Source organism: Sorangium sp. So ce302, assembly GCF_051530145.1.
Taxonomy (GTDB): Bacteria; Myxococcota_A; Polyangia; order Polyangiales; family Polyangiaceae; genus Sorangium; species Sorangium cellulosum_B.
The window spans coordinates 8953043-8972462 of sequence record NZ_CP150326.1 but is presented as its reverse complement, the minus strand read 5'-3'; the positions used below and the strand labels follow the sequence as shown (position 1 = coordinate 8972462).

Sequence of the window (19420 nt, the reverse complement as noted above, 5' to 3'; positions counted from 1 at the left end):
GGGCGAGGCTGCGGCGCGTGCGTGCGATGTGGGTGTCGCGCATCGATGGATGCGCGGTGTTCGGACGGCGCACCGCGCACCGCGCGCGGCGCCGTTCAGGGCCTCGACCACAGGACATACAGATACGTGATGGTCCCGGTCACGAGCAGGGCATCGACGCGGTCGAGGATGCCGCCGTGGCCGGGCACGATCCCGCCAGAGTCCTTGATCCCGAAGGAGCGCTTGAACAGGGACTCCCCGAGGTCTCCCGCCTGACCGAGGCCGCCCGCGACGATCGCGAGCGCGAGCGCGTCCACGAGCGGCAGCGACCGGAGGAACCAGAAGTGAGCAAGGAGCGCGCCGATCACGGCGAAGAGCAGGCCGCCGAGCGCGCCCTCGACGGTCTTCTTCGGGCTCACGGCCTCGTAGAGCTTGCGCCGGCCGAGGAAGCGGCCGGCGAAATAGGCGCCGGTGTCGGAGAACCAGGAGAGCAGCATCGCCAGCACGACGAACGAGGGGCCGTCGGCGCCCCCTTCGCGGCGGAGGAGCGCCAGCGCGCCGAGACCGCCGCCCACGTAGAGCGGGCCGAAGGTCATCGCCAGCACGCGCAGCGCCGCGGTGCGCATCTCGCCGAGGCGCACCAGCGTGATGAGCATCGCGACGAACGGGAGCAGGAAGATCAGCGCGAGGAGCGCGCCCGGAGAGCCGCTGAATCGCCAGATCACGCCGAGGACGGCGAGGGTGAGCGCGACGCCGATGGCCCGCGCGACGCGGTCGTCCGCGTGCGTCATCGCGAAGAGCTCGAGCGCGCCGATGGCGGAGGCGACCGCGACGAGCGCCGCCCAGCCCCAGCTCGGGCCGAGGTAGAGCAGCGAGAGGAGCAGGGGAGCGGCCACGAGCGCGGTGAGCACCCGCATCGTGAGGTTGGAAGCAGCCAATCTCAGACCCCCGTCCGTGAGCCATCGTGGGAAGCATGCGAAGCGGGCGCGGCGATCTCGTGCGCGCGCCACGGCCGCTCCGCGTCGAGCGCGCCCCGCGCGCTGGCCGGCTCGCCCCCGGCGCCGCCCTCCGCGTCGTGCGCGGGCGAGTCGGCGCTGTCGCGCCGCTGGTAGGCCGCGATGGCGGCGAACAGGTCGTCCTCGGTGAAGTCGGGCCACAGCCGCTCGGTGAACGACAGCTCGGCGTACGCGGCCCCGTAGAGCAGGAAGTTGGAGAGCCGCTGCTCGCCGCCGGTGCGGATGATGAGATCCGGCTCGCCCACGCTCAGGCTCGGCAGCCGCGCGGCGAGCAGCGCCCCGTCGATCGACTCCGGATCGAGCCTGCCGGCGACCGCCTCCATCGCGAGCTCGCGCGCCGCGGCGGCGATCTCCTCGCGCGCGCCGTAGGACAGCGCCAGCGCGAGCGTCATCTGGCGGTTCGTCGCGGACGCCTTCCGGAGCGGGTCGAGCACGTCGCGCACGCCCTCGGGGAGCCGGCTGATGTCGCCGATCGCGACCAGGCGGATGTCGTTCTCGAGGATCTCGCAGCGCTCGCTCATCAGGTACTCGCGCAGCAGCCCCATCAGCGCGTCGACCTCGTTCCGAGGCCGCGCCCAGTTCTGCTCGCTGAACGCGTACAGCGTCAGCGCCTCGACGCCGAGCCTCCGGCAGACGCGCACGATCCGCCGCACGGCGGCGCTGCCGGCCTTGTGTCCGGCCTCGCGCGGCTCGCCGCGCAGCTCCGCCCAGCGACCGTTGCCATCCATGATGATTCCGACGTGGCGCGGGAGATTTCTGGCTTCTACGAGGTTCATCGGCGGGGGCAGTTTCCTCTGTTGACTACCGACTGTCGACTGTTGAGTCTTCACGCCCATGAGCACAGGGGTTGGTCTCACGGTCACGCTGCGCGTCAGGATGGGCGCGCACGACGCACATTACGCGGGCGAGCTGTGCGATGGCGCGCGTATTCTCGCGCTCTTCGGCGACGTCGCCACCGAGCTCCTGATCCGTCTCGACGGCGACGAGGGGCTCTTCCGCGCGTACGAGGCGGTCGAGTTCCTCGCCCCGGTCAGAGCAGGCGACTTCATCGAGGCGACCGGGGTGGTCACCAAGGTCGGCGCCACGTCGCGCGCGATGGCGTTCGAGGCGCGCAAGGTCGTCGCCAGCGTCCGCGAAGCCGGGGTGGCGCCCTCGGCGGCCGACGCGCTGGCCGAGCCGGTCATCGTCTGCCGGGCGCTCGGCACCTGTGTCGTCCCGAAGGAGCTCCAGCGTCGGCCGCGCCTCGTCCTGCCGGCGCTGTCGGCGCCGCCCCCGGACCACGCGCAGCTCCCGGAGCCGCGGCCCATCATCACGCCGCCCCCCCGGATCCTGGTCACGCCGCCGCAGAGCGCCCTCATCCTGACGGCCGCGATCGTCGGCGCGGAGACGACCCGGGCGCAGACGCCGCACCTCCCCATCACGGCGCGCGAGCTCGCCGACGAGGCCGCCCGCTGCCGCGACGCGGGCGCCTCGGTGGTCCACCTGCACGTCAGGAACCCGGACGGGTCGCCGAGCCAGTCGCGCGCGCTGTTCGCCGAGGCGATCGCCGCGATCAACGAGAAGACGGACGTCATCGTCCAGACGTCGACCGGGGGCGCCGTCGGGATGGGCGTCGACGAGCGCGCCCAACCGCTGCTCTGCAGCCCCGAGATGGCCACCCTGAACTGCGGCACGATCAACTTCGGCGACGGGATCTTCGACAACACCCGGCCCCTCATCCGGGACATGGCGGCCCGCATCCGCGCCGGGGGGAGCGTCGCCGAGCTCGAGTGCTATGAGGTCGGCCATATCCATGAGGCGCTCAGCCTTTTCGCCGAGGGGCTGCTTGCGGAGCCGCTCCACTTCCAGTTCGTCCTGGGGGTGCCCGGCGGCATCGCGGCGCGCGAGGACGTGCTCCGGTTCATGATCACCCAGATCCCCCAAGGCGCCACCTGGGGCGTCGCCGCCGTCGGCCGCCACCAGCGCCCGATGACCGAGCTCGCCATGCAGCTCGGCGGGCACGCGCGGGTCGGGCTGGAGGACAACATCTACCTGGACAAGGGCGTGCTCGCCGAGGGGAGCGCGCCGCTCGTCGCGCGCGCCGCCGCCTTCGCGCGGAGCATCGGCCGCGAGGTGGTCGAGCCGGACCGCGCGCGCCAGCTCCTCGGGATCCGCCCGCGCACCGCGGCGGCCCAGGCCGGCGCGGCCTCCGGAGGGAGCGCGCGCGCGCAGGGATGACGGACCGACCGCTCTCGCCGTGGATCGATCACCTGCGCGGTCGGCTCCCGATCGCGCTCGGCGTCGCTCTTCTCGGGGCCGTCGCGCGGCTCTCGACCCCGCCCCCGCCAGCGCGGACCGCGGACGCCATCGCCGGGATGCTTGGGGAGGCGATCGGCGGCGCCGTCAATCCGGACGACTTCGTATGGGAGGAGCGCGGCGGGTTCTTCTCCGACGCGCTTCTGGGCCGCCGGGTGCTGTTCCTTGGCGTCCCGCGCGTCCCGCGCGTCGCGCGCCCGGGCGCCGCGGAGCGCGGGCCCGAGGCGGAGCGCGCGCCTGACGGGCGCGGCGCCGCCGACCTGTACCGGGCGCGCGTGCGGCTCACCCGCTCCGGCCGGCCGGTGAGCCTGGACGGCGTGCGCAACCTGACCGGGACGCCCCTCGGCGACGATCGCGGCCTCGTCGCCCGCGGCAGCCGCGTCGCCGTGACCACCACCGCCTTCGGCGTCGTGCAGGGGATCACGCAGCTCGATCTGGGCGGCGATGGGCGCGCGGGAGCGCGGCCCGTCGGCGAGCGGCTCCGCGCGGCGATCGACGGCTGGCTCGAGACCGGGAGCGTGGACGGCGCGTCGCGCACCGAGATCTCGTTCGACAACCCGCCCGCGTCTGCGCGGCTCGACCTCGTGGACGAGGGCCTGGTGATGGCGCTCGGGCCGGAGGCGGTCCCGGCGGCGCTCAACGCCAGCACCGGCGAGGTCGACACGGGCGGACGTGATCCGTTCGTCGCCCGCGCGCACCACCTCCCGCGCCGCGTGCCCTCGCTCGGCGAGCTCGCCGGGCCGTCCGCCGAGCGCCTGCTCGGTCCGACGGCGGCGGCCGCGGTCGAGCGGCTCGCGCTCGCCGCGGATCGCGCGGCGGCGAAGCTGCGCGCCGCGCCGGCCGCCGCGTACGTGACCCGCGGCCCCGCGTCTGCCGAGCCCGCGCCGGAGGGGTGGCCTTCGCTCTGGCCGCCGCCGCCGGTCGCGCCGGCGGTCGATCCCCCGCTCCCGGGGGAGGGCGCCTGGGTGCTGGTGGCTCCCTCGCTCCCGCGCGCGCTCCCCGGCGTCGAGGAGGATCCGCAGCGCCCCTCCAGCCCGTTCGCCGCGACGACCCTCCGGCCCGATCCGCGGCGGCCAGAGCTGCGCGTCCACCTGCTCGCGATCGACACGCGGCACATCCGGTTCACCTTGCAGGCGGGATACGAGGCCCCCAGGCCGACCGTCGGCCCGCGCGGCACGGGGCAGCTCCCCCACGCGTCGACGCTCCGCGGCGCCATCGGCCTCGGCGCCTCCACGCGCGAGCCGGGCGCGCCCCACGCGGGGACGGAGGCGCTCGGCATGGTCGTCGGCGGCCGCGCGCTCGTGCCCCCGCGCGACGGCGCGGCGACGCTCGGGGTCGACCTCTCGGGCCGGCCGTACTTCGGCGCGTGGCCGTCCGGCGGGGACGTCGAGCGCGTCCCCTGGGCGCTATGGCAGCGTCCGGCGGCGGCGAGCCCCGGCGCGCCCCGCGCGGAGGGAGCCACGCGCTTCCCCTGGGCGCTCTGGCAGGGCCCTTCGCTCTTCGAGGCAGGGAGCGCCGCGGCCCCGCTCGCCATCCTCGCCGGCCCTCCCGCGGAGCGCGCCCCGGCCAGCGCGACGCTCTCTCCCGACGACGGCGACGACCTCGTCGTCGAGCGCGCGGCGCTGTGCATGACCGACCGCGGCTTCGTGGTCCACGCGTGGGGCAGCGCCCTCGACGCGGCCGCGCTCCGGGCGGCGCTCGAGCGCGCCGGGTGCCTCGCCGGCGTCTCGCTGGGCAGGGCGCCGGACCCCCTCGGCGTCGCCTTCCTGAGCCCCCAGCAGGACGGCGTCTTGACCGCCGAGCGCCTCTCGCCCGCGATGTCGATCGCGCCGCCGGAGCACGCCGCGGCCGCGTCGCCGCGCCCTTTTCTCTTCTTCGAGTCGCGCTGGACGCACGGTCCCCCGGCGCCGGACCTGTCGCTGCCGGGCGAGAGCGTGGGCTGGGCCGAGGACGGCGGCGCGCAGCCGCCCCCGGCGTGGAGCCCGGCCGTGTACGCCGCCGACACCGTGCACCTCGGCGCGCAGGTCCGCGTCCACGCCTTCGCTCCGGGCCGGTTCCTGTTCCGACTCCGCGCCGGCTCGCGCGAGATCTCGCCGCGGAGCGCGCCGAAGCTCGACGCCGAGGTGCCGGCCGACGAGCGGCGGCAGGTCCTCGCGGCGATCGGCGTCGGCACCGGCCGGCGGCGGGGCCCGCGCGGGCTCGCCGTGGGCGGCACCGTCGGCCTTCGCTTCCGCGGCGAGGGAGGCTTGCTGCTGGTCCGCCAGGGCCGCGTCGAGATCCGCCCGGCGGGCGGCGCCCCGCTCGCGCCGGGCGCGGACGCGACCGAGCTGCCGCTCACCGCCGACGACGGCAGGCTGCGGCCGGAGGCGCGCGAGATCGGGACCATGCGCCGGCGCAGCGCTGCCTGCGTGCTCGACGACGGCACGCTGCTCGTGGCCACGACCACCTTCGACAGCGACGAGGCGACGACCGAGGCGCTGCTCGACCTCGGCTGCGCCCGCGTGGTCGCGCTCGATCGCGGCGCGCACCGCAACGCGTTCGTGCACCGGGCCTCCGGGGACCCCGCCCTCCAGCAGACCTACGAGGAAACCGCGCTCTTCGCGGTCGGCGTCGCGATGCCCGGCCGGGCGCGCCGGCTCGTCCCCTGAGCGCGGGCGGCGGTCAGGCGTGGGACAGCATGCCTCGCAGCATGCCGAGCGCGCGCGTGTGCAGCTGCGAGACGCGTGGCTCGCCGATCCCGAGCTCTGCGCCAATGTCCTTCAGCTTCGCCCCTTCGAAGTAGTACATGCCGATCACGCGCCGCTCCCGCTCCGGGAGCTGCGCGATCGCGAAGGACAGCGCCCGCCGGGTCGCCTGCGCCGAGATCGCCTCGATCGGGTCGTCTTCGCCGGACATGTGCACCGACTCCTCGGTCGGGGTCACCTCGCTCAGGCTCACGAAGACCGTCGCGCCGCCGACCCTGCTGGCGGCTTCCGCCTCGACCGCCTCGCGCGCTCGCCGCGAGAGCCAGTCCTGCGCGCGGAGCTCGTCGACGATCGCGCCGCGGATCCGGAGCTTCGCGTAGCCGGCGAACGTCTCGCCGTCGCTCCCGCCGTTCTTGCGGAGCGAGTCGACGAGCCCGAGCATCCCTGCGCTGAGCAGGTCGTCGCGCTGCACGTTGGGCGGCAGGTGGCGCGACACCTGCCGCACCAGCTTGCGGACGAGCGGGAAGTACCCCCGCAGCACCTCCGGGTGGAGCGGCGCGCACGTCGGCTCGTGGTCGCGCGGCCCGCCCGTGCAGGCCGCCTCGGGACAGCGCGGCAAGCTACACGGGCCGCCGTCCGGCTCGACCTCCGGCTCGCTGTCTGGCTCCAACAGCTGCCACGGACCCTCGTAGGTGCAGGCCGACGTGACCTCCACGGAGTCCCAAATTTCGTGCGCGCATCTTGACGCGGCCTCCGCCGACTCCCAAAGCTCGCGGGAGAGCGACGCCCCCGGCTCCTGCACAGCGACGCTCGGCGCTCCATCGAGGCCGAGGGCAGAAGGCGCCTCGATCAGTGCGTGCTCACACGGAACGACCGGACACGTCGCGCCAAAAGCGACCGGCTGGACGAACCCGCCCGCATCACAGCATGCGGGGAGCGACATGGGAGGAGCGAGCCCCTCCCGCTGCAGTCGGGTCGATTGCTGCACGTGAGGAGGATTGGTGCCACAACTCTCGCAGCGTGCAAGGCAGAGCCGTGCAATTGTGTCTGGTGCGGATGTTCAGTGTGTGGATTATAGCCAGCGGCCGGGACAGCTCACCTTTTCGCGGGCGAAGTTTCAGGAGCAGGGGTGGGTGAACCTGACCCCAGGACCTTCTCCGTCTCGTTACCGCCGCGCACCGTGTCCGAGTTTGTCCCTGTAGTATTCATGGGTTGCGGCTGAGGGACACGGGGCTCGCCTGACCCATATACCTCTTCTTCTGCGGACACGGGGACATCGCGCGCCGCTTCATCGGCCGCAACAGAACCCTTCGCTCCCCCGTAGCGCGGCGCCTCTCCAGGTCCCGAGTAATCCACCCAGTACACTTTATCTGATCTGACGTCCAGGTGAACGAACGTAGAGTTGGGATAATATCCGACACCTGCGTTGCGGAAACCTCGGCAGAAATCGCGGACCACGGTGTTGGGTACGCCCTCGACCATGAAATCGACGGCGCGACCGTGGTTGTGGTTGGAGTGCGGGGTGTACTGGGTGGGTGAGTAGGGGCGATAACCGCTGACGACGCGGAGGGGCCTGCCGCCGAAGTGGTCGCTCACCATGCCAATCAGCGTGGCGAGCCGCGGATCGATGGGAATCGAGGCGGTGGGGGACGCGCGCATCAGCCGGCTGAGCTTGGGGAGGGCCTTGGGCACGAGCCGCCCCTTCGGCGTGAGCAGCCGGACGTCCAGCCGCTCGGCGCCTCGCACCAGGCGGACCCATCCGGGGCGCTTGGGGCGCTGCGCATAGCGCTTGTTGGGCGGCATCGCCCCGTCCCTCTTCGTCGACCCCTTCCCAGGGGGACGGCCCTCGGCGTCGCGCTCCTTCGCGCTGGCGCCGCGGCTCCGCTCCCGCTCGTCGCGCAGCGCGGCGGCCCGGCCGGGCGCGGCGCGCGTGGACCGCGCGCGCGCGCCGGGCTCACCCCGCTCCGGGATCACGAGGACGAGGCCCGGATGGATCCGCTGGCCAGGCTTGAGCCCGTTCGCCTCGCGGAGCGCGTCGACCGTGATGCGGTACCGCTTCGCGATCTTTCCGAGCGTCTGCCCGGCGTAGACCGTGTGCTGGCCGTCCTCGGCGAGCGCCGCGCCGGGCGCGGCGCTCAGGAGAAAGGCCGCCGCGAGGGCGGCGAGCGCACATCGCAGCCGCGACGGCGGCGATGACCAAGAGGTGGGCTCCATCGCGGCCCCGGCGCGGGGGCCGATGCCGCAGAAACGGGAGAACTCCGGATGCATGAGGGGACTCTGACCTGACGTCATCCGTGCCCGACGACCGAGCCCCGGACGGTGCTACCCTGGGCTGGCGCGCGCTCGCCGGCCCGAGCCGGCGGCGCCGCACCGCATATCGAACTTCGATAGGCGGGCGGGAGGCGAGCGTAAAGCGGTTTTTTGCCCAGCGATCGTCGGTGGTGCGAAGCTTCGCCAGAAGCGACCAGAGGCGATCACAGGGGATCGGGCGCCCGGGAGCCGGGCAACGCAGCCCGGGCTTCCCTTGCTTCACCACGGCGGGCGCGGAGCAGGACGGACGGGATGTCGGAAGGCAAGAACTTGATCGGGGTCGATATCGGATCGAGCGCGATCAAGATCGCTCAGATCAAGGAAGGCCGCAGGGGCTATGGCCTCGTGCGGCTCGGTTACGCGCCGCTCGCGCCGCAGGCCATCGTCGACGGCCACGTCATGAACGCGCAGGCCATCGTCGAGGCGCTCGGCCGGGCCTTCTCCGAGGCCAAGATCCGCCAGCGCGAGATCGCGCTCAGCATCAGCGGCCAGGCGGTCATCATCCGCAAGATCACGGTGCCGCTCATGACCGCCGCCGAGCTGGACGAGCAGATCCAGTGGGAGGCCGAGCAGCACATCCCCTTCGACATCAAGGACGTCCACGTCGACTACGAGGTGCTGCGCCGGCGCCCCGAGGCCGGGCAGATGGACCTCCTGCTCGTCGCCGCGAAGCGCGACGAGATCAACGACTACACCCAGATCGCCAGGACGGCGAAGCTCAAGCCCATGGTGGTCGACATCGACGCGTTCACCGTCCAGAACCTGTTCGAGGTGAACCGCGGCATCCCGCCGGACCAGACGTTCGCCATCATCAACGTCGGCGCGAGCCTCGCGTCGATCAACATCGTGTCGCGCGGCGCGAGCGCGTTCACCCGCGACATCGGCAACGGCGGCAACTACATCACCGAGCAGATCCAGCGGAAGCTCGGCATCAGCTTCGAGCAGGCCGAGGAGTTCAAGTGCGCCAGCGTGACCTCGGGGCCGGGCGGCGTGCCCGCGCAGGTCATCGAGACCATCGAGCAGGTGTGCGACTCGATCGCGGGGGAGATCCAGCGCTCGCTCGACTTCTTCCTGGCGACGAGCGGTGAGGGCGACATGCACCGCATCTACCTGACCGGCGGCTCGTCCAACCTGCCGGCGCTGCCCGCCGCGATCGGGCGGCGCGCCCGGGTGGCCGTCGAGCTGATCCAGCCGATGGAGCGCATCACCGTGGAAGCGAAGGAAGTCAACCAGGAGCTGCTCCGGCTCCGGGCGGCGCAGTTCTGCGTCTCGCTCGGGCTCGCGATGCGCAAGGACCGGGAGAAGCGCTCGTGATTCGCGTCAACCTTCTCCCGCAGCGGCGCGGCACGCGCGGGGCCGCGCCCCAGGCGAGCCAGCGGTGGCTGCTCGTCACGCTCGGCGTCGTGATCCTCGAGATCGTCGCGCTCTTCCTCTTCCACCAGACGAAGGTCGAGGAGCTCGACGAGCAGAACCGGAAGAACTCGCTGCTGCAGAGCCAGATCCAGGACATCCGCACGCTCGTGGCGAACCACGAGGAGATCAAGAAGGCGCTCGAGGTGCTGCGCGCGCGCGAGGACGCGATCGCGAAGCTCCAGGCCGCGCGCAGCGGGCCGACCGCGGTGCTCCTCGAGCTCGCGCAGCTGCTCACGAACGGCAAGGGGCCGACCGCCGACCCGGACAAGCTCGCGCAGCTCCGCAAGGAGAACCCGCTCGCCGTCTACAACCCGTCCTGGGACAGCCGCCGGCTGTGGCTCACGAGCTACGTCGAGTCCGAGCGGACCGTGCGCGTCGAGGGGCTCGCGCGCGACGGCACCGACGTCTACGAGCTCGCCCAGCGGCTGAAGCTGTCCTCGTACTTCTACGACGTGCAGCTGCTCCCGGGGAAGAAGGAGAACGAGAAGGAGTCGCGGCTCGAGCTCGTCTCGTTCGCGCTGCAGCTGAAGGTGAGGTACTGATGGCCACGAAGCCCATGCCCGTGCAGGCCGGCTCGGCGCTCGACCGGCTGCCGCCGCTCGCCAAGCTCGGCGTCGGCGCGCTCTTCGCGGCGCTCGTCGGCATCCTGTACTTCGTCGGCTTCTACGCCGACGTCGACTCGCAGATCGAGGGCGCCGCGCAGAAGCAGGGGGTGCTCCAGGCGGAGCTCACCAAGGCGCAGGCGTCCAAGGCTGCCTACCAGAAGGACCTCGACGAGAAGACCCGCCGCGAGCAGATGAGCCGCGAGCAGAAGAAGATCCTCCCGGACGAGTCCGAGACGCCGGCCTTCCTCTCGGCCATCCAGGGCGTCGCGACCGTCTCCGGCGTCAACCTGACGTCATGGAGCCCCACCGAGGAGATCCCGCAGGAGTTCTTCTCCAAGGTGCCGATGCAGCTCACGCTCTCCGGCAAGTTCCACCAGGTGGCGAAGTTCTTCCACGGCGTGGGTCAGCTCGATCGCATCATCAACCTCGAGGAGGTCGAGATCAAGGAGCCGAAGGTCGTGGGGAGCGACGTGGAGGTCAAGGTGGAGTGCCTCGCGACCGCGTTTCGCGCCGTGCGCGCCGGGGAGACCGCGACGAGCGGCGTGAAGCGTCGCAGCGGCGGAGGTGTGCGGTGAAGGCCGGCCGGATGATGCTGCTCGCCCTCGGGGCGACCACCGCCGCGGCCCTCGCGCTCGCGGGGTGCGAGGAGGAAGAGCCGATGACCTCCTCCACCCAGCCGCGCCCGCCCGGGGCGCCGGCCTCCGCCTCGCCGCCGCGCGCGCCCGCGGCCGGCGCCGGGTCCGCGGCCGCGGACGCCGGCGCGCCAGAGCTGCCGCCGCTGCCGCTCCGGGAGTTCCAGGAGGCCGACTTCTCCGAGAGCGACCGGAGCCGCGACCCGTTCCGGAGCTTCGAGTCGCTCTTCGCGACGCAGGCCCGGGGTCGGGTGACGATCCAGCGCCAGGTCCTCGTGGATCGCTTTGCGCTCGACGAGCTCAGGCTGGTCGGCGTCGTCTCGCGCGCGCCCGCCCGCGCGCTGCTCACCGATCCCACGGGGCTCGGGTGGGTGGTGAAGGTGGGCGATTTCGTCGGCAAGGCCGAGATCGTGCACGCGGGCGGCCCCACGGGCGTCGACGTGGCCGTCAACTGGCGCATCGATCGGATCCGCGACTCGGACGTCGTCTTCATCCGCGAGGACCCGTCGCACCCGGAGATCCCGCCGACCACGCGCGTGATCGCGCTGAGGCCGCTCGGCGAGGAGAACGAGGCGGCCCTCGGCGCCCCGTGACCGCCACGAATTGGGCCCGCGCCGGGCACCCGAAGTAGCCTCCCGGCAGCGTGACGCAGATCTCGCGTCACCGCGAAGCGGGAGTGCAATGAAGAGCAATCGAGACTATCGCCCGAGGCGGGGCGCGCTTCGCCGTGCTGCGGCACTCGGGGTGATGTTGATCCTCGGCGCTCCTGCGGGAGACGCAGACGCCGCCGCCCCGATCAAGGTCAGCGACGTCAGGCTCACGGCGCCGGACGAGGGCAAGGCCGAGATCGTGGTCGCGACGACCGGCGAGCCGCGCTTCTCGGCGCGGGTCGCGGACGGCGGCAAGCGGCTCCTCATCGACCTCGAGGGCGCCGAGGCAGGCGGGGCTTCCGGCGCGATCACGAGCGGCAACGCGATCGTGGCCGGGGTGATGACGCAGGGGTTCGGCAAGGCGACCCAGCGGACGACGCGGGTGCTCGTGCAGCTCGCGCGCCCGGCTGCCTACCGGATCCGCGCCGAGCAGGGCGCGCTCGTCATCGAGCTCGCCGCCGCCGACGCGACGGCGCCCATGGCGGCGCGGGCCCCGGCCGGCCCCGCGGCGGCGGCGCCGGAGCGCGAGCCGGCGACGATCACCGACGTGCGCTTCGAGCACCAGGCGACGCTCGATCGGGTCGTCATCGAGCTCTCGTCGATCCCGGGCTACCGCGAGTCGACCGGCAAGGGGGGGCGTCGCGTCATCGAGCTCAGCGGCGTCCGGCTCCCCGACGCCCTCCAGCGCAAGCTCGACGTCGGCGCCTTCGGCGGCCCGGTGCGGGCCATCTCGACGTTCCGGCGCAACAGCGACGGCTCCAGGGTCGTCGTCGAGGTCGAGCAGGTCGAGGGCGCCTCGGGCGTGGTCGCGCGCGAGGGCAACGCGCTCGTGCTGAGCGTCGCGAAGGGCGCGCTGCCCACGACGCTCTCGGGGATCGCCGCCGACGGCGGCGCGGCGAGGCGGACCCGCACGGTGGCGCGCGAGGCGCTCCTCGACGACGGGGCGCCGAAGGTGGAGACCTCGTTCGAGGGCGCGGCGAGCAGCCAGGAGTCGCTCGTCGAGCCCGACCAGGCCGGCGCCTTCATGCCCGCGATCGCCGGGCAGCAGCGGCGGTTCACGGGGCGGCGCATCGACCTCGACCTGAAGGACGCGGACATCCACAACGTCCTCCGGCTGATCTCCGACGTGGGGCGGGTCAACATCGTGACCGCCGACAACGTGACCGGCACGGTCACCATCCGGATGCGCAACGTCCCGTGGGACCAGGCGCTCGAGACGGTGCTCCAGGCCAAGGGCCTCGGCGTGGTCCGGCAGGGCAACATGATCCGCGTCGCCCCGATCGCCGATCTCAACAAGGAGCGGGAGCTCGCGATCGCGCGGCGCAAGAGCGAGCTCCAGCTCGCGCCGCTCGAGACGCGGCTCATCCCGATCAACTACGCGGAGGCGAAGGACCTCCAGGAGCGCTCGAAGGATATGCTCTCGCCGCGCGGCTCGCTGGCGGTCGACGAGCGGACCAACGTGCTCATCGCGCGCGACGTCGCGGGGAACCTGAACCAGATCGAGGAGCTGGTCCGCTCGCTCGACACGCAGACGCCGCAGGTGCTGATCGAGGCGCGCGTGGTGGAGGCGACGAGCCGCTACGTGCGCGACATCGGCATCCAGTGGGGCGGCGACGGGACGTTCAGCGCGGCGACCGGCAACCCGACGGGGCTCGTCTTCCCCTCGGCGATCGGCATCGCCGGCGGCGCGACCGACTCGAACAGCCCGACCGGCGGCCTCTCGCCGTTCGCGAGCCAGGTCTCGAACCCGAACTTCGCGGTGAACCTGCCGGCCATCGTCGGCGCCGGGCAGGGCGGCGCGCTCGGCTTCACGCTCGGCTCGATCAACAACACCGTCAACCTCGGCGTCCGGCTCTCCGCGGCCGAGGCGAGCGGCATGCTGCGGGTCGTCTCGAGCCCGCGCATCCTCACGCTCGACAACCGGGAGGCGCGGATCAGCCAGGGGACGCTGATCCCGTTCTCGCAGATCAGCGCCCAGGGCGTGCAGACGACCTTCCAGGAGGCCAAGCTCCAGCTGCTCGTCAAGCCGCACGTCACCTCGGACGGCAGCGTCGCGATGCACGTGAAGATCAACCGCGACGAGCCCGACTTCAACCAGACGTCGGCTCGCGGCGACCCGACCATCCTGAAGCGCGAGGCGGAGACCGACCTCCTGATCATGGACGGGCACACCGCGGTGATCGGCGGGATCTTCACCCGCAACACCGGCCGGAACCTCGATCAGGTGCCGTTCTTCGGGGACATCCCGGTCCTCGGCCTCCTCTTCCAGCGGCGCCGCGCGAGCGACGTACGGAACGAGCTCGTCATCTTCCTCACGCCGCGCATCGTGAACCGCGCCGAGGCGCTCGGCCGGTAACCCCGGGGCGCGGCGCGCCTCGCCGCGCCCTGAACCCCCTCAGGCGCGCTTGCGCCGGGCCGCCTCCCGCGGGCTCGGGGCGGTGTCCGTCACGACGCCGCGCAGCCACGTCCGCGCGGGATCGCCCTCGGTCCGGCTGTTCCACGCCATCGCGATCTCGATGGGCGGCAGCTCGAACGGCAGGTCGAAGGTGCGGAGCGGCACCAGGCTGGAGAACGCCCTGCCGAGGCGTGTGGCCACGGTGGCCACGAGATCCGACGCGGTGATGGCGTGCGGCACGAGGAGCACGTGCGGCACCGTCATGGCCTCATGGCGCGCGATCCCGCGCGCCGTGATGAGATCGTCCGCGACCCCGTCGTGGGCGCCGCGCCTGGGGACGACGACGTGCGGGAGGGCCGCGTAGGTCTGGAGATCGACCTGCCCGCGCGCCGTGGGGTGGCTCATGCGCGCGAGCCCCGCGAAGCGATCGTCGAAGAGGGGCGCGCGGCGCAGGTCGGAGGGGAGGCTCTCCTGCGGGAAGACGCCGATCGCGAGATCGATCTCGCCGCTCCGGAGCGCGTCGACGGCGCGGCCGTCGAGCGGGAGCAGGTGGAGCGCGAGCCTCGGTCCGCCCTGCGCCAGCGCCGCGTTGAGCCGCGGCAGGAGAACGAGCTCCACGTACTCCGTGGCGGCGATCCGGAAGGTGCGATCGCTCGTCGCCGGGTCGAACGCCGGCGTCGTCTCGCCGAAGAGGCCCGCGAGATCGTGGACGATCGCGGCGACCTGCGGCGTCATCGCCTCGGCGCGCGAGGTGAGCGCCATCTGCCGGCCGACCCGGATGAGCAGCGGGTCGGAGAAGAGCTCACGCAGCCGCGTCAGCGCGTGGCTCATGGCGGGCTGGCTGAGGCCCACCCGGCGGGCCGCGAGCGTCACGCTGCGCTCCTGCAGCAAGGCGTCGAGCGCGATCACCAGGTTGACGTCGATCGCCGAAAGATTCACTCCGAGAATATAGGATGAACCATGTATCCATGATGTGGATACTTTCGTTTTCTTGCGCGGGCGCGCGGCGTGCGTGGCGAGGATGCGTGATCCCCCGCCTGCGGGCGCTGTCGTGCGGCCTGCGTGGCTGCTAGGGTCGCGCGCGGCTCCCCCCTGATCGGCGGTGCCTCGCGGAGACCATGACATCGCCCGTTCTGCTCGGGGGGATCGACTTCTTCCACCTCATGAACGATCGCGCCATGCGATCGCGCGGCCAGGCGGGCAACCACTGCCTGTTCGTGATCGAGCTCGACGGTCGCCTCGATCTGGCGCGGCTCGCGGTGCGGCTCGAGCGCGCGACCCGGGCGCTCCCCGAGCTCCGGTTCCGGCTGGACAACAGCGTGCTCGGGCGGGCGGGGCGGCCCCGCTGGGTCGTCGATCACCACCGGCGCGCCCCCGGGCTGCGCCTCCACGAGGTGGCGGGCGAGCGCGAGCGCGCGGCGCGCCTCGAGGCGCTGCTCGCGGACCGGACCTCCGCGGAGCGGCCGTGGGCGCTCGACGTCGTGCGCGAGGTGGGCGACGGCGATACGGTCGTGCTCCGCCACCACCATGCGCTGACGGACGGCAGGGGCGCGGATCGGCTCGCCGCCTGGCTGGGCTCCGGGAGCGGCGACGCGCCCGACGATCCGCCGCCGCCGCAGGAGCGGCACGACGCGCCGGAGCGCCTGCTGGCTGCCATGGACCGCGACGAGCGGGTCGCGCTGGCGCGCGCGTACAAGGCCCACGTGCTGTCGCTCGGCCGCGCGCCCATCCTGTCGCTCGCGCGCGCCTGTCCTGGGGTGCGGCCCTCGGCCTCCCGCGTCCTCCGGCTCACGCTCTCGGCGGAGGAGACCCGCGCCTTCGATCTCCGGGTGCGCCAGCGCGCGCGGCTCGCCGAGACGAGCCTCATGCTGATCGCGGCGACGCGGCTCGCCGACCGGGCGCTCGCGGGCCGCGGCTTCGCCCCGCCGCACCACGTGATCCCGCTGCCCCTCTCGCTCGACCCCAAGGGGGGGGCGCGGCGGCTCTTCGGCAATCACCTCACGATGGCCCTGCTCTCGCTCGGCCGCGACGAGCTCCACGACGACGCGCGCGCGGTGGCCCGCCTCGCCGAGCAGCAGCGCGCCGTGGTGCGCGACAGGCTCGATCTCGCCATGATCGCCGCGCTCGATCTGGCCCGCTGGCTCCCCGGCCCGATCTACCGCTGGCTGGGGGACCAGCCCTTCCAGGGTGAGCTCGCCTCGCTGATCGTCTCGAACCCCGGCGCGGTGACGGTGGAGCGGTTCGCGGGGCTCGCGGTGCGCTCGGCGTACCCGCTGCCCGCGGTCGTCGCGCCGCCCGGCTTCCAGGTGATCTTCAGCCGCTTCGGCGGTCGCCTCTCGGCGTCGATCATCCACGGCGACGGGCTGCTCCGCCCGGACGAGGCGGAGGCGATGCCGGGCGCGCTCCGCGCCGAGCTGCTCGGAGAGCCCGCGCCGCCGGGCGGGGGCGCGGTATAAGGGCTCTCGTCATGCGCACGTTCGATATCGTCATCATCGGCAGCGGCATCGCCGGCGGCTTCCTCGCGCGGCAGCTCCGCCTCGCGTGCCCCGACCTCGGGGTCCTCGTGCTCGAGGCCGCCGAGGTGATGGAGGATTACAAGGTCGGCGAGAGCACGGTGGAGGTCGCGGCGAACTACATGGTTCGCCGGCTGAACCTCGGCACGTACCTCTACCAGCACCAGCTGCCCAAGAACGGGCTCCGCTTCTTCTTCGACTCGCCGGACAAGGATCTCCCGCTGCCCCGGATGAGCGAGATCGGCTCCGACCACATGCCGTTCCACCCGAGCTTCCAGCTCGAGCGTGCGCGGCTGGAGCGCGATCTCGTGACCATGAACCGCGCCGCGGGCGCCGAGGTCGAGCTCGGCGCCAAGGTGGTCGACGTCGCGATCGACGGGCGCGGGCGGCACACGGTCGTCTACGAGCAGGGCGGCGAGCGGCGCGAGGTCGCCTGCCGCTGGGTGTGCGACGCCTCCGGGCGGCGGCACGTGCTCTTCCGCAAGCTCGGCGTGAAGGTGCACAAGGAGGCGCGGCTCAACACGGCGGCCGCGTGGGGGCGCTACCGCGGCGTCGCGGGGCTCGATGCGGTCACCGACGCGGCGTGGCGGTCGCGCGCGCGGTACACGTCGCGCCACCTGTCGACGAACCACTTCATGTACGACGGGTACTGGATCTGGTTCATCCCGCTCGCTGGCGACCTGGAGGGGACCGCGAACGCGGATCCCCGACCCGCGTTGATGAGCGTGGGCGTCGTGTTCGACAAGGACCGGATCGGCGCGGGGAACGCGCCTGCCGGGGCGCTGCCCGGGCCGCGCACGCGCGCGGAGTTCGAGCGCTTCCTGGGCGCCCACCGCGCCGCGCGCGAGCTGCTCGAGGGGGCAGAGCTCGAGGATTTCCAGAGCTATGCCCACCTGCCGTACCACGCGGAGCAGTACTTCTCGACCGACCGCTACGCCGTCACAGGCGAGGCCGGCGCGTTCACCGATCCCTTCTACAGCCCCGGATCCGATTTCATCGCGACCGCGAACGAGTTCATCACGCAGATGATCCTCTCCGACGTCCGCGGCGACCGCGCCGGGTTCGAGGAGAAGGTCGCGGCCTACGACGCGTACTACCGGTTCAAGTACGACAGCACGCTCCGGCTCTATGAGCGCATGTATCCGGTGTTCGGCAGCTTCGAGCTCTATCGGCTGAAGTATCTCCTCGACTTCAACAACTACTACAACCTCGTCGTCTGGCCGTTCATGGCCGACCGGGTGACGGACGTGGGTTGGATCCGGGAGGAGCTCAGGTTCACCGATCTCGTGCTGCGCGCCCTCTCGACGATGGGCGAGCACTTCGCGTCGCTGGCGAGCGACCTGCGCGCGCGGGGGGAGTACTTCGCGCAGAACGAGGGGCGCTTCGCCAACGGGCTGAACGGCGTCGCGCAGCTGGAGACGCGGCTCGGACCGGCCATCGACGAGCGGTTCCGGCGGGAGCAGGTCGACCGGGCGTACGGGAGCGTGTTCGCGGCGCTCGTCGAGAGGCGGCTTGGCGAGCAGGGCCTCTCCGACCGCGCTCGCCTCGTCTCGGAGCTCCCTCTCCCGCAGGTGCTCGTGTTCCGGGACATCACGCCTGAGCGGCTGGCGCGCCTCCTCCAGCGCATCGGCGAGCGGATGACGAAGGAGCTCCGAGACGAGCTCCCGGACGCAGGTATCGAGCGGATCGAGCTCGGGGCGAGCGGCGTGGTCTCCGTGACAGGGCCCGCCGAGGGGACCAAGGCGCATGCGGACGCCCTGTCCCGGGCGCGGGCGCTCTGGGACGCTTCGGCGGGATCGCTCGCTCACATCGCCCTCTGAGCCCGCTTTCGCGGGCTCCGAGACCGCGGTCGTCGCCGCCGTCGGCGAGCGCCTCGCGGCTGCCTCGACGGGCTGCCCGCGGTTTCTCCTGTACGCGCGCCCGTTCCGCAGTATCACAGCGGCCGATGCGGTGGAGAGCAGCAGGTGGGCGTCTCGGTCAGTGGGCGATCTCTGTGGCGCTGTCGATGGGCGCTGTCGGCGCTTGCGTCGGCGCGGTCGCCGAGGGCGGCGCGCCGCCGCGGCAGGAGCCGCCGGAGCAGGGGTGGATCACGGCGGCGGCGCCCGACGGGGGCGGCGCTCCGCGCTGTCCGCACGGCGCGCTGGAGGATCCGCACCGTGGCTTCGTGCGCTGCCTCGAGCCGGGCGAGGCGGATGCCGGCTGGCTCCCGCCGTCGCCGCAGCCCGAGCCGCCCCCTCCCGACGGCGGCGCCCCCCCGCCTGACGGCGGTGTTCCCGGCGACGCCGGCCCCATCGACGGCGGCGTGCCTGACGCCTCCATCGTGTCGGCCCCGCTCCCTCTCGTGGAGATCAAGAAGCCCGAGTTCATGAACGGCGACGTCCCGAACGTGGCCAAGCGGCTCGAAAAGGTCGCCCCCGACCTTGCGAAGTGTGTTGCCGACCATGGCGGCCTCTCTGGCGTGTCGGGCAGCATCAAGGTCCAGTTCCTCGTCCGGGTGCGCGGCCGCGCCGAGGGGGTCGAGATCCTCGACGCTCGGGGCATCACCTCCGACGCGCAGCGCTGCATCCGTCAGTTCCTCAAGAACAAGCCCATCGGCACGCCCAGCGCCGACCCCGTAGGCGTCACCGTCTCCCTCTCCCTCCGCGCCCCGAAATAACGACCCCCTTACAAATCCCCGAGACGAAGCGTCCTGCGTGACCGCCGCTGGGACCACAAACCCCAGCGTCCGCCCCCGCCTCTTCCAAAAACCTCCTTACAAAGAGCCAGGGCGGGCGGGGGTGGTGCGCGAGCGGGCGGCGGGGGTGGGCCCCACGAACCCGAGGGCCGGCCCGCCCCGCAGCGCCCCCTCTCCGATCGAGTCCCCCGTCCAGCGCGGCACCAGCCCCCCAAAAGGCCCGAGTTCGTGGGGGGACCCCCGCCGCCCGCTCG

The 19420-nt window shown here is 72.8% G+C and carries 15 protein-coding genes; 10 read left to right on the top strand and 5 right to left on the bottom strand.

The genetic code is table 11. The features are described from left to right. Positions 1 to 95: 95 nt before the first annotated feature. On the bottom strand, positions 96 to 917 hold the full coding sequence (locus WME73_RS34015; protein ID WP_437912230.1) for a phosphatidate cytidylyltransferase: 822 nt from the start codon (positions 915 to 917) through the stop codon (positions 96 to 98). Between the two features lie 2 nt (positions 918 to 919). Continuing rightward, positions 920 to 1771, bottom strand: coding sequence for a polyprenyl diphosphate synthase (uppS, locus tag WME73_RS34010; protein WP_437740501.1), 852 nt, complete (start codon positions 1769 to 1771; stop codon positions 920 to 922). Positions 1772 to 1829: 58 nt separating this feature from the next. Between uppS and WME73_RS34005 the strand changes: the two genes are divergently transcribed. Both WME73_RS34005 and WME73_RS34000 read left to right on the top strand, forming a co-directional pair. Continuing rightward, positions 1830 to 3212: a 3-keto-5-aminohexanoate cleavage protein gene (locus WME73_RS34005; protein WP_437912229.1), complete on the top strand. Its 1383-nt coding sequence runs from the start codon at positions 1830 to 1832 to the stop codon at positions 3210 to 3212. Continuing rightward, positions 3209 to 5938, top strand: a complete 2730-nt coding sequence (locus tag WME73_RS34000; protein ID WP_437912227.1) for a hypothetical protein — start codon at positions 3209 to 3211, stop codon at positions 5936 to 5938. Before WME73_RS34005 ends, WME73_RS34000 begins: the two co-directional genes overlap by 4 nt. A gap of 13 nt (positions 5939 to 5951) precedes the next feature. Here the strand turns inward: WME73_RS34000 and WME73_RS33995 are convergent, their stop codons facing one another. Beyond that, positions 5952 to 6689 (bottom strand): sigma-70 family RNA polymerase sigma factor, encoded by a 738-nt coding sequence (locus WME73_RS33995; RefSeq protein WP_437912225.1) that lies wholly within the window; start codon positions 6687 to 6689, stop codon positions 5952 to 5954. 380 nt (positions 6690 to 7069) lie between these two features. Next, positions 7070 to 8242: a DUF882 domain-containing protein gene (locus WME73_RS33990; RefSeq protein ID WP_437912224.1), complete on the bottom strand. Its 1173-nt coding sequence runs from the start codon at positions 8240 to 8242 to the stop codon at positions 7070 to 7072. A 294-nt stretch (positions 8243 to 8536) separates the two neighbouring features. Between WME73_RS33990 and pilM the strand changes: the two genes are divergently transcribed. From pilM to WME73_RS33965, 5 genes are all read left to right on the top strand, one after another. After that, entirely contained in the window at positions 8537 to 9598 is a 1062-nt protein-coding gene (gene pilM, locus WME73_RS33985; RefSeq protein WP_012238809.1) for a type IV pilus assembly protein PilM, read from the top strand. After that, positions 9595 to 10239: a PilN domain-containing protein gene (locus WME73_RS33980; RefSeq protein ID WP_437709480.1), complete on the top strand. Its 645-nt coding sequence runs from the start codon at positions 9595 to 9597 to the stop codon at positions 10237 to 10239. Before pilM ends, WME73_RS33980 begins: the two co-directional genes overlap by 4 nt. Continuing rightward, positions 10239 to 10877, top strand: coding sequence for a type 4a pilus biogenesis protein PilO (locus WME73_RS33975; protein ID WP_437740496.1), 639 nt, complete (start codon positions 10239 to 10241; stop codon positions 10875 to 10877). Before WME73_RS33980 ends, WME73_RS33975 begins: the two co-directional genes overlap by 1 nt. Then, the gene (locus WME73_RS33970) at positions 10874 to 11527 is read left to right on the top strand and encodes a pilus assembly protein PilP (RefSeq protein ID WP_437740495.1); all 654 of its coding nucleotides are present in this window, start codon (positions 10874 to 10876) and stop codon (positions 11525 to 11527) included. Before WME73_RS33975 ends, WME73_RS33970 begins: the two co-directional genes overlap by 4 nt. A 154-nt stretch (positions 11528 to 11681) precedes the next feature. After that, positions 11682 to 13940 carry a type IV pilus secretin PilQ gene (locus tag WME73_RS33965; protein WP_437851574.1) on the top strand — a complete coding sequence of 753 codons (2259 nt, stop codon included), beginning with the start codon at positions 11682 to 11684 and terminating at the stop codon, positions 13938 to 13940. 39 nt (positions 13941 to 13979) lie between these two features. Here WME73_RS33965 and WME73_RS33960 read toward each other — a convergent pair whose 3' ends face one another. Next, the gene (locus tag WME73_RS33960; RefSeq protein WP_437740492.1) at positions 13980 to 14918 is read right to left on the bottom strand and encodes a LysR family transcriptional regulator; all 939 of its coding nucleotides are present in this window, start codon (positions 14916 to 14918) and stop codon (positions 13980 to 13982) included. Positions 14919 to 15097: 179 nt separating this feature from the next. Here WME73_RS33960 and WME73_RS33955 point away from each other — a divergent pair, with 179 nt between their 5' ends. The 3 genes from WME73_RS33955 to WME73_RS33945 all read left to right on the top strand — a co-directional run bounded on the left by WME73_RS33955 (position 15098) and on the right by WME73_RS33945 (position 19148). Continuing rightward, complete coding sequence (locus WME73_RS33955) at positions 15098 to 16435, top strand: wax ester/triacylglycerol synthase domain-containing protein (RefSeq protein WP_437740491.1); 1338 nt, start codon at positions 15098 to 15100, stop codon at positions 16433 to 16435. A gap of 11 nt (positions 16436 to 16446) precedes the next feature. Next, positions 16447 to 18312 carry an NAD(P)/FAD-dependent oxidoreductase gene (locus WME73_RS33950; protein WP_437740490.1) on the top strand — a complete coding sequence of 622 codons (1866 nt, stop codon included), beginning with the start codon at positions 16447 to 16449 and terminating at the stop codon, positions 18310 to 18312. A gap of 185 nt (positions 18313 to 18497) precedes the next feature. After that, entirely contained in the window at positions 18498 to 19148 is a 651-nt protein-coding gene (locus WME73_RS33945; RefSeq protein WP_437912222.1) for a hypothetical protein, read from the top strand. The last annotated feature ends 272 nt before the right edge of the window (positions 19149 to 19420 follow it).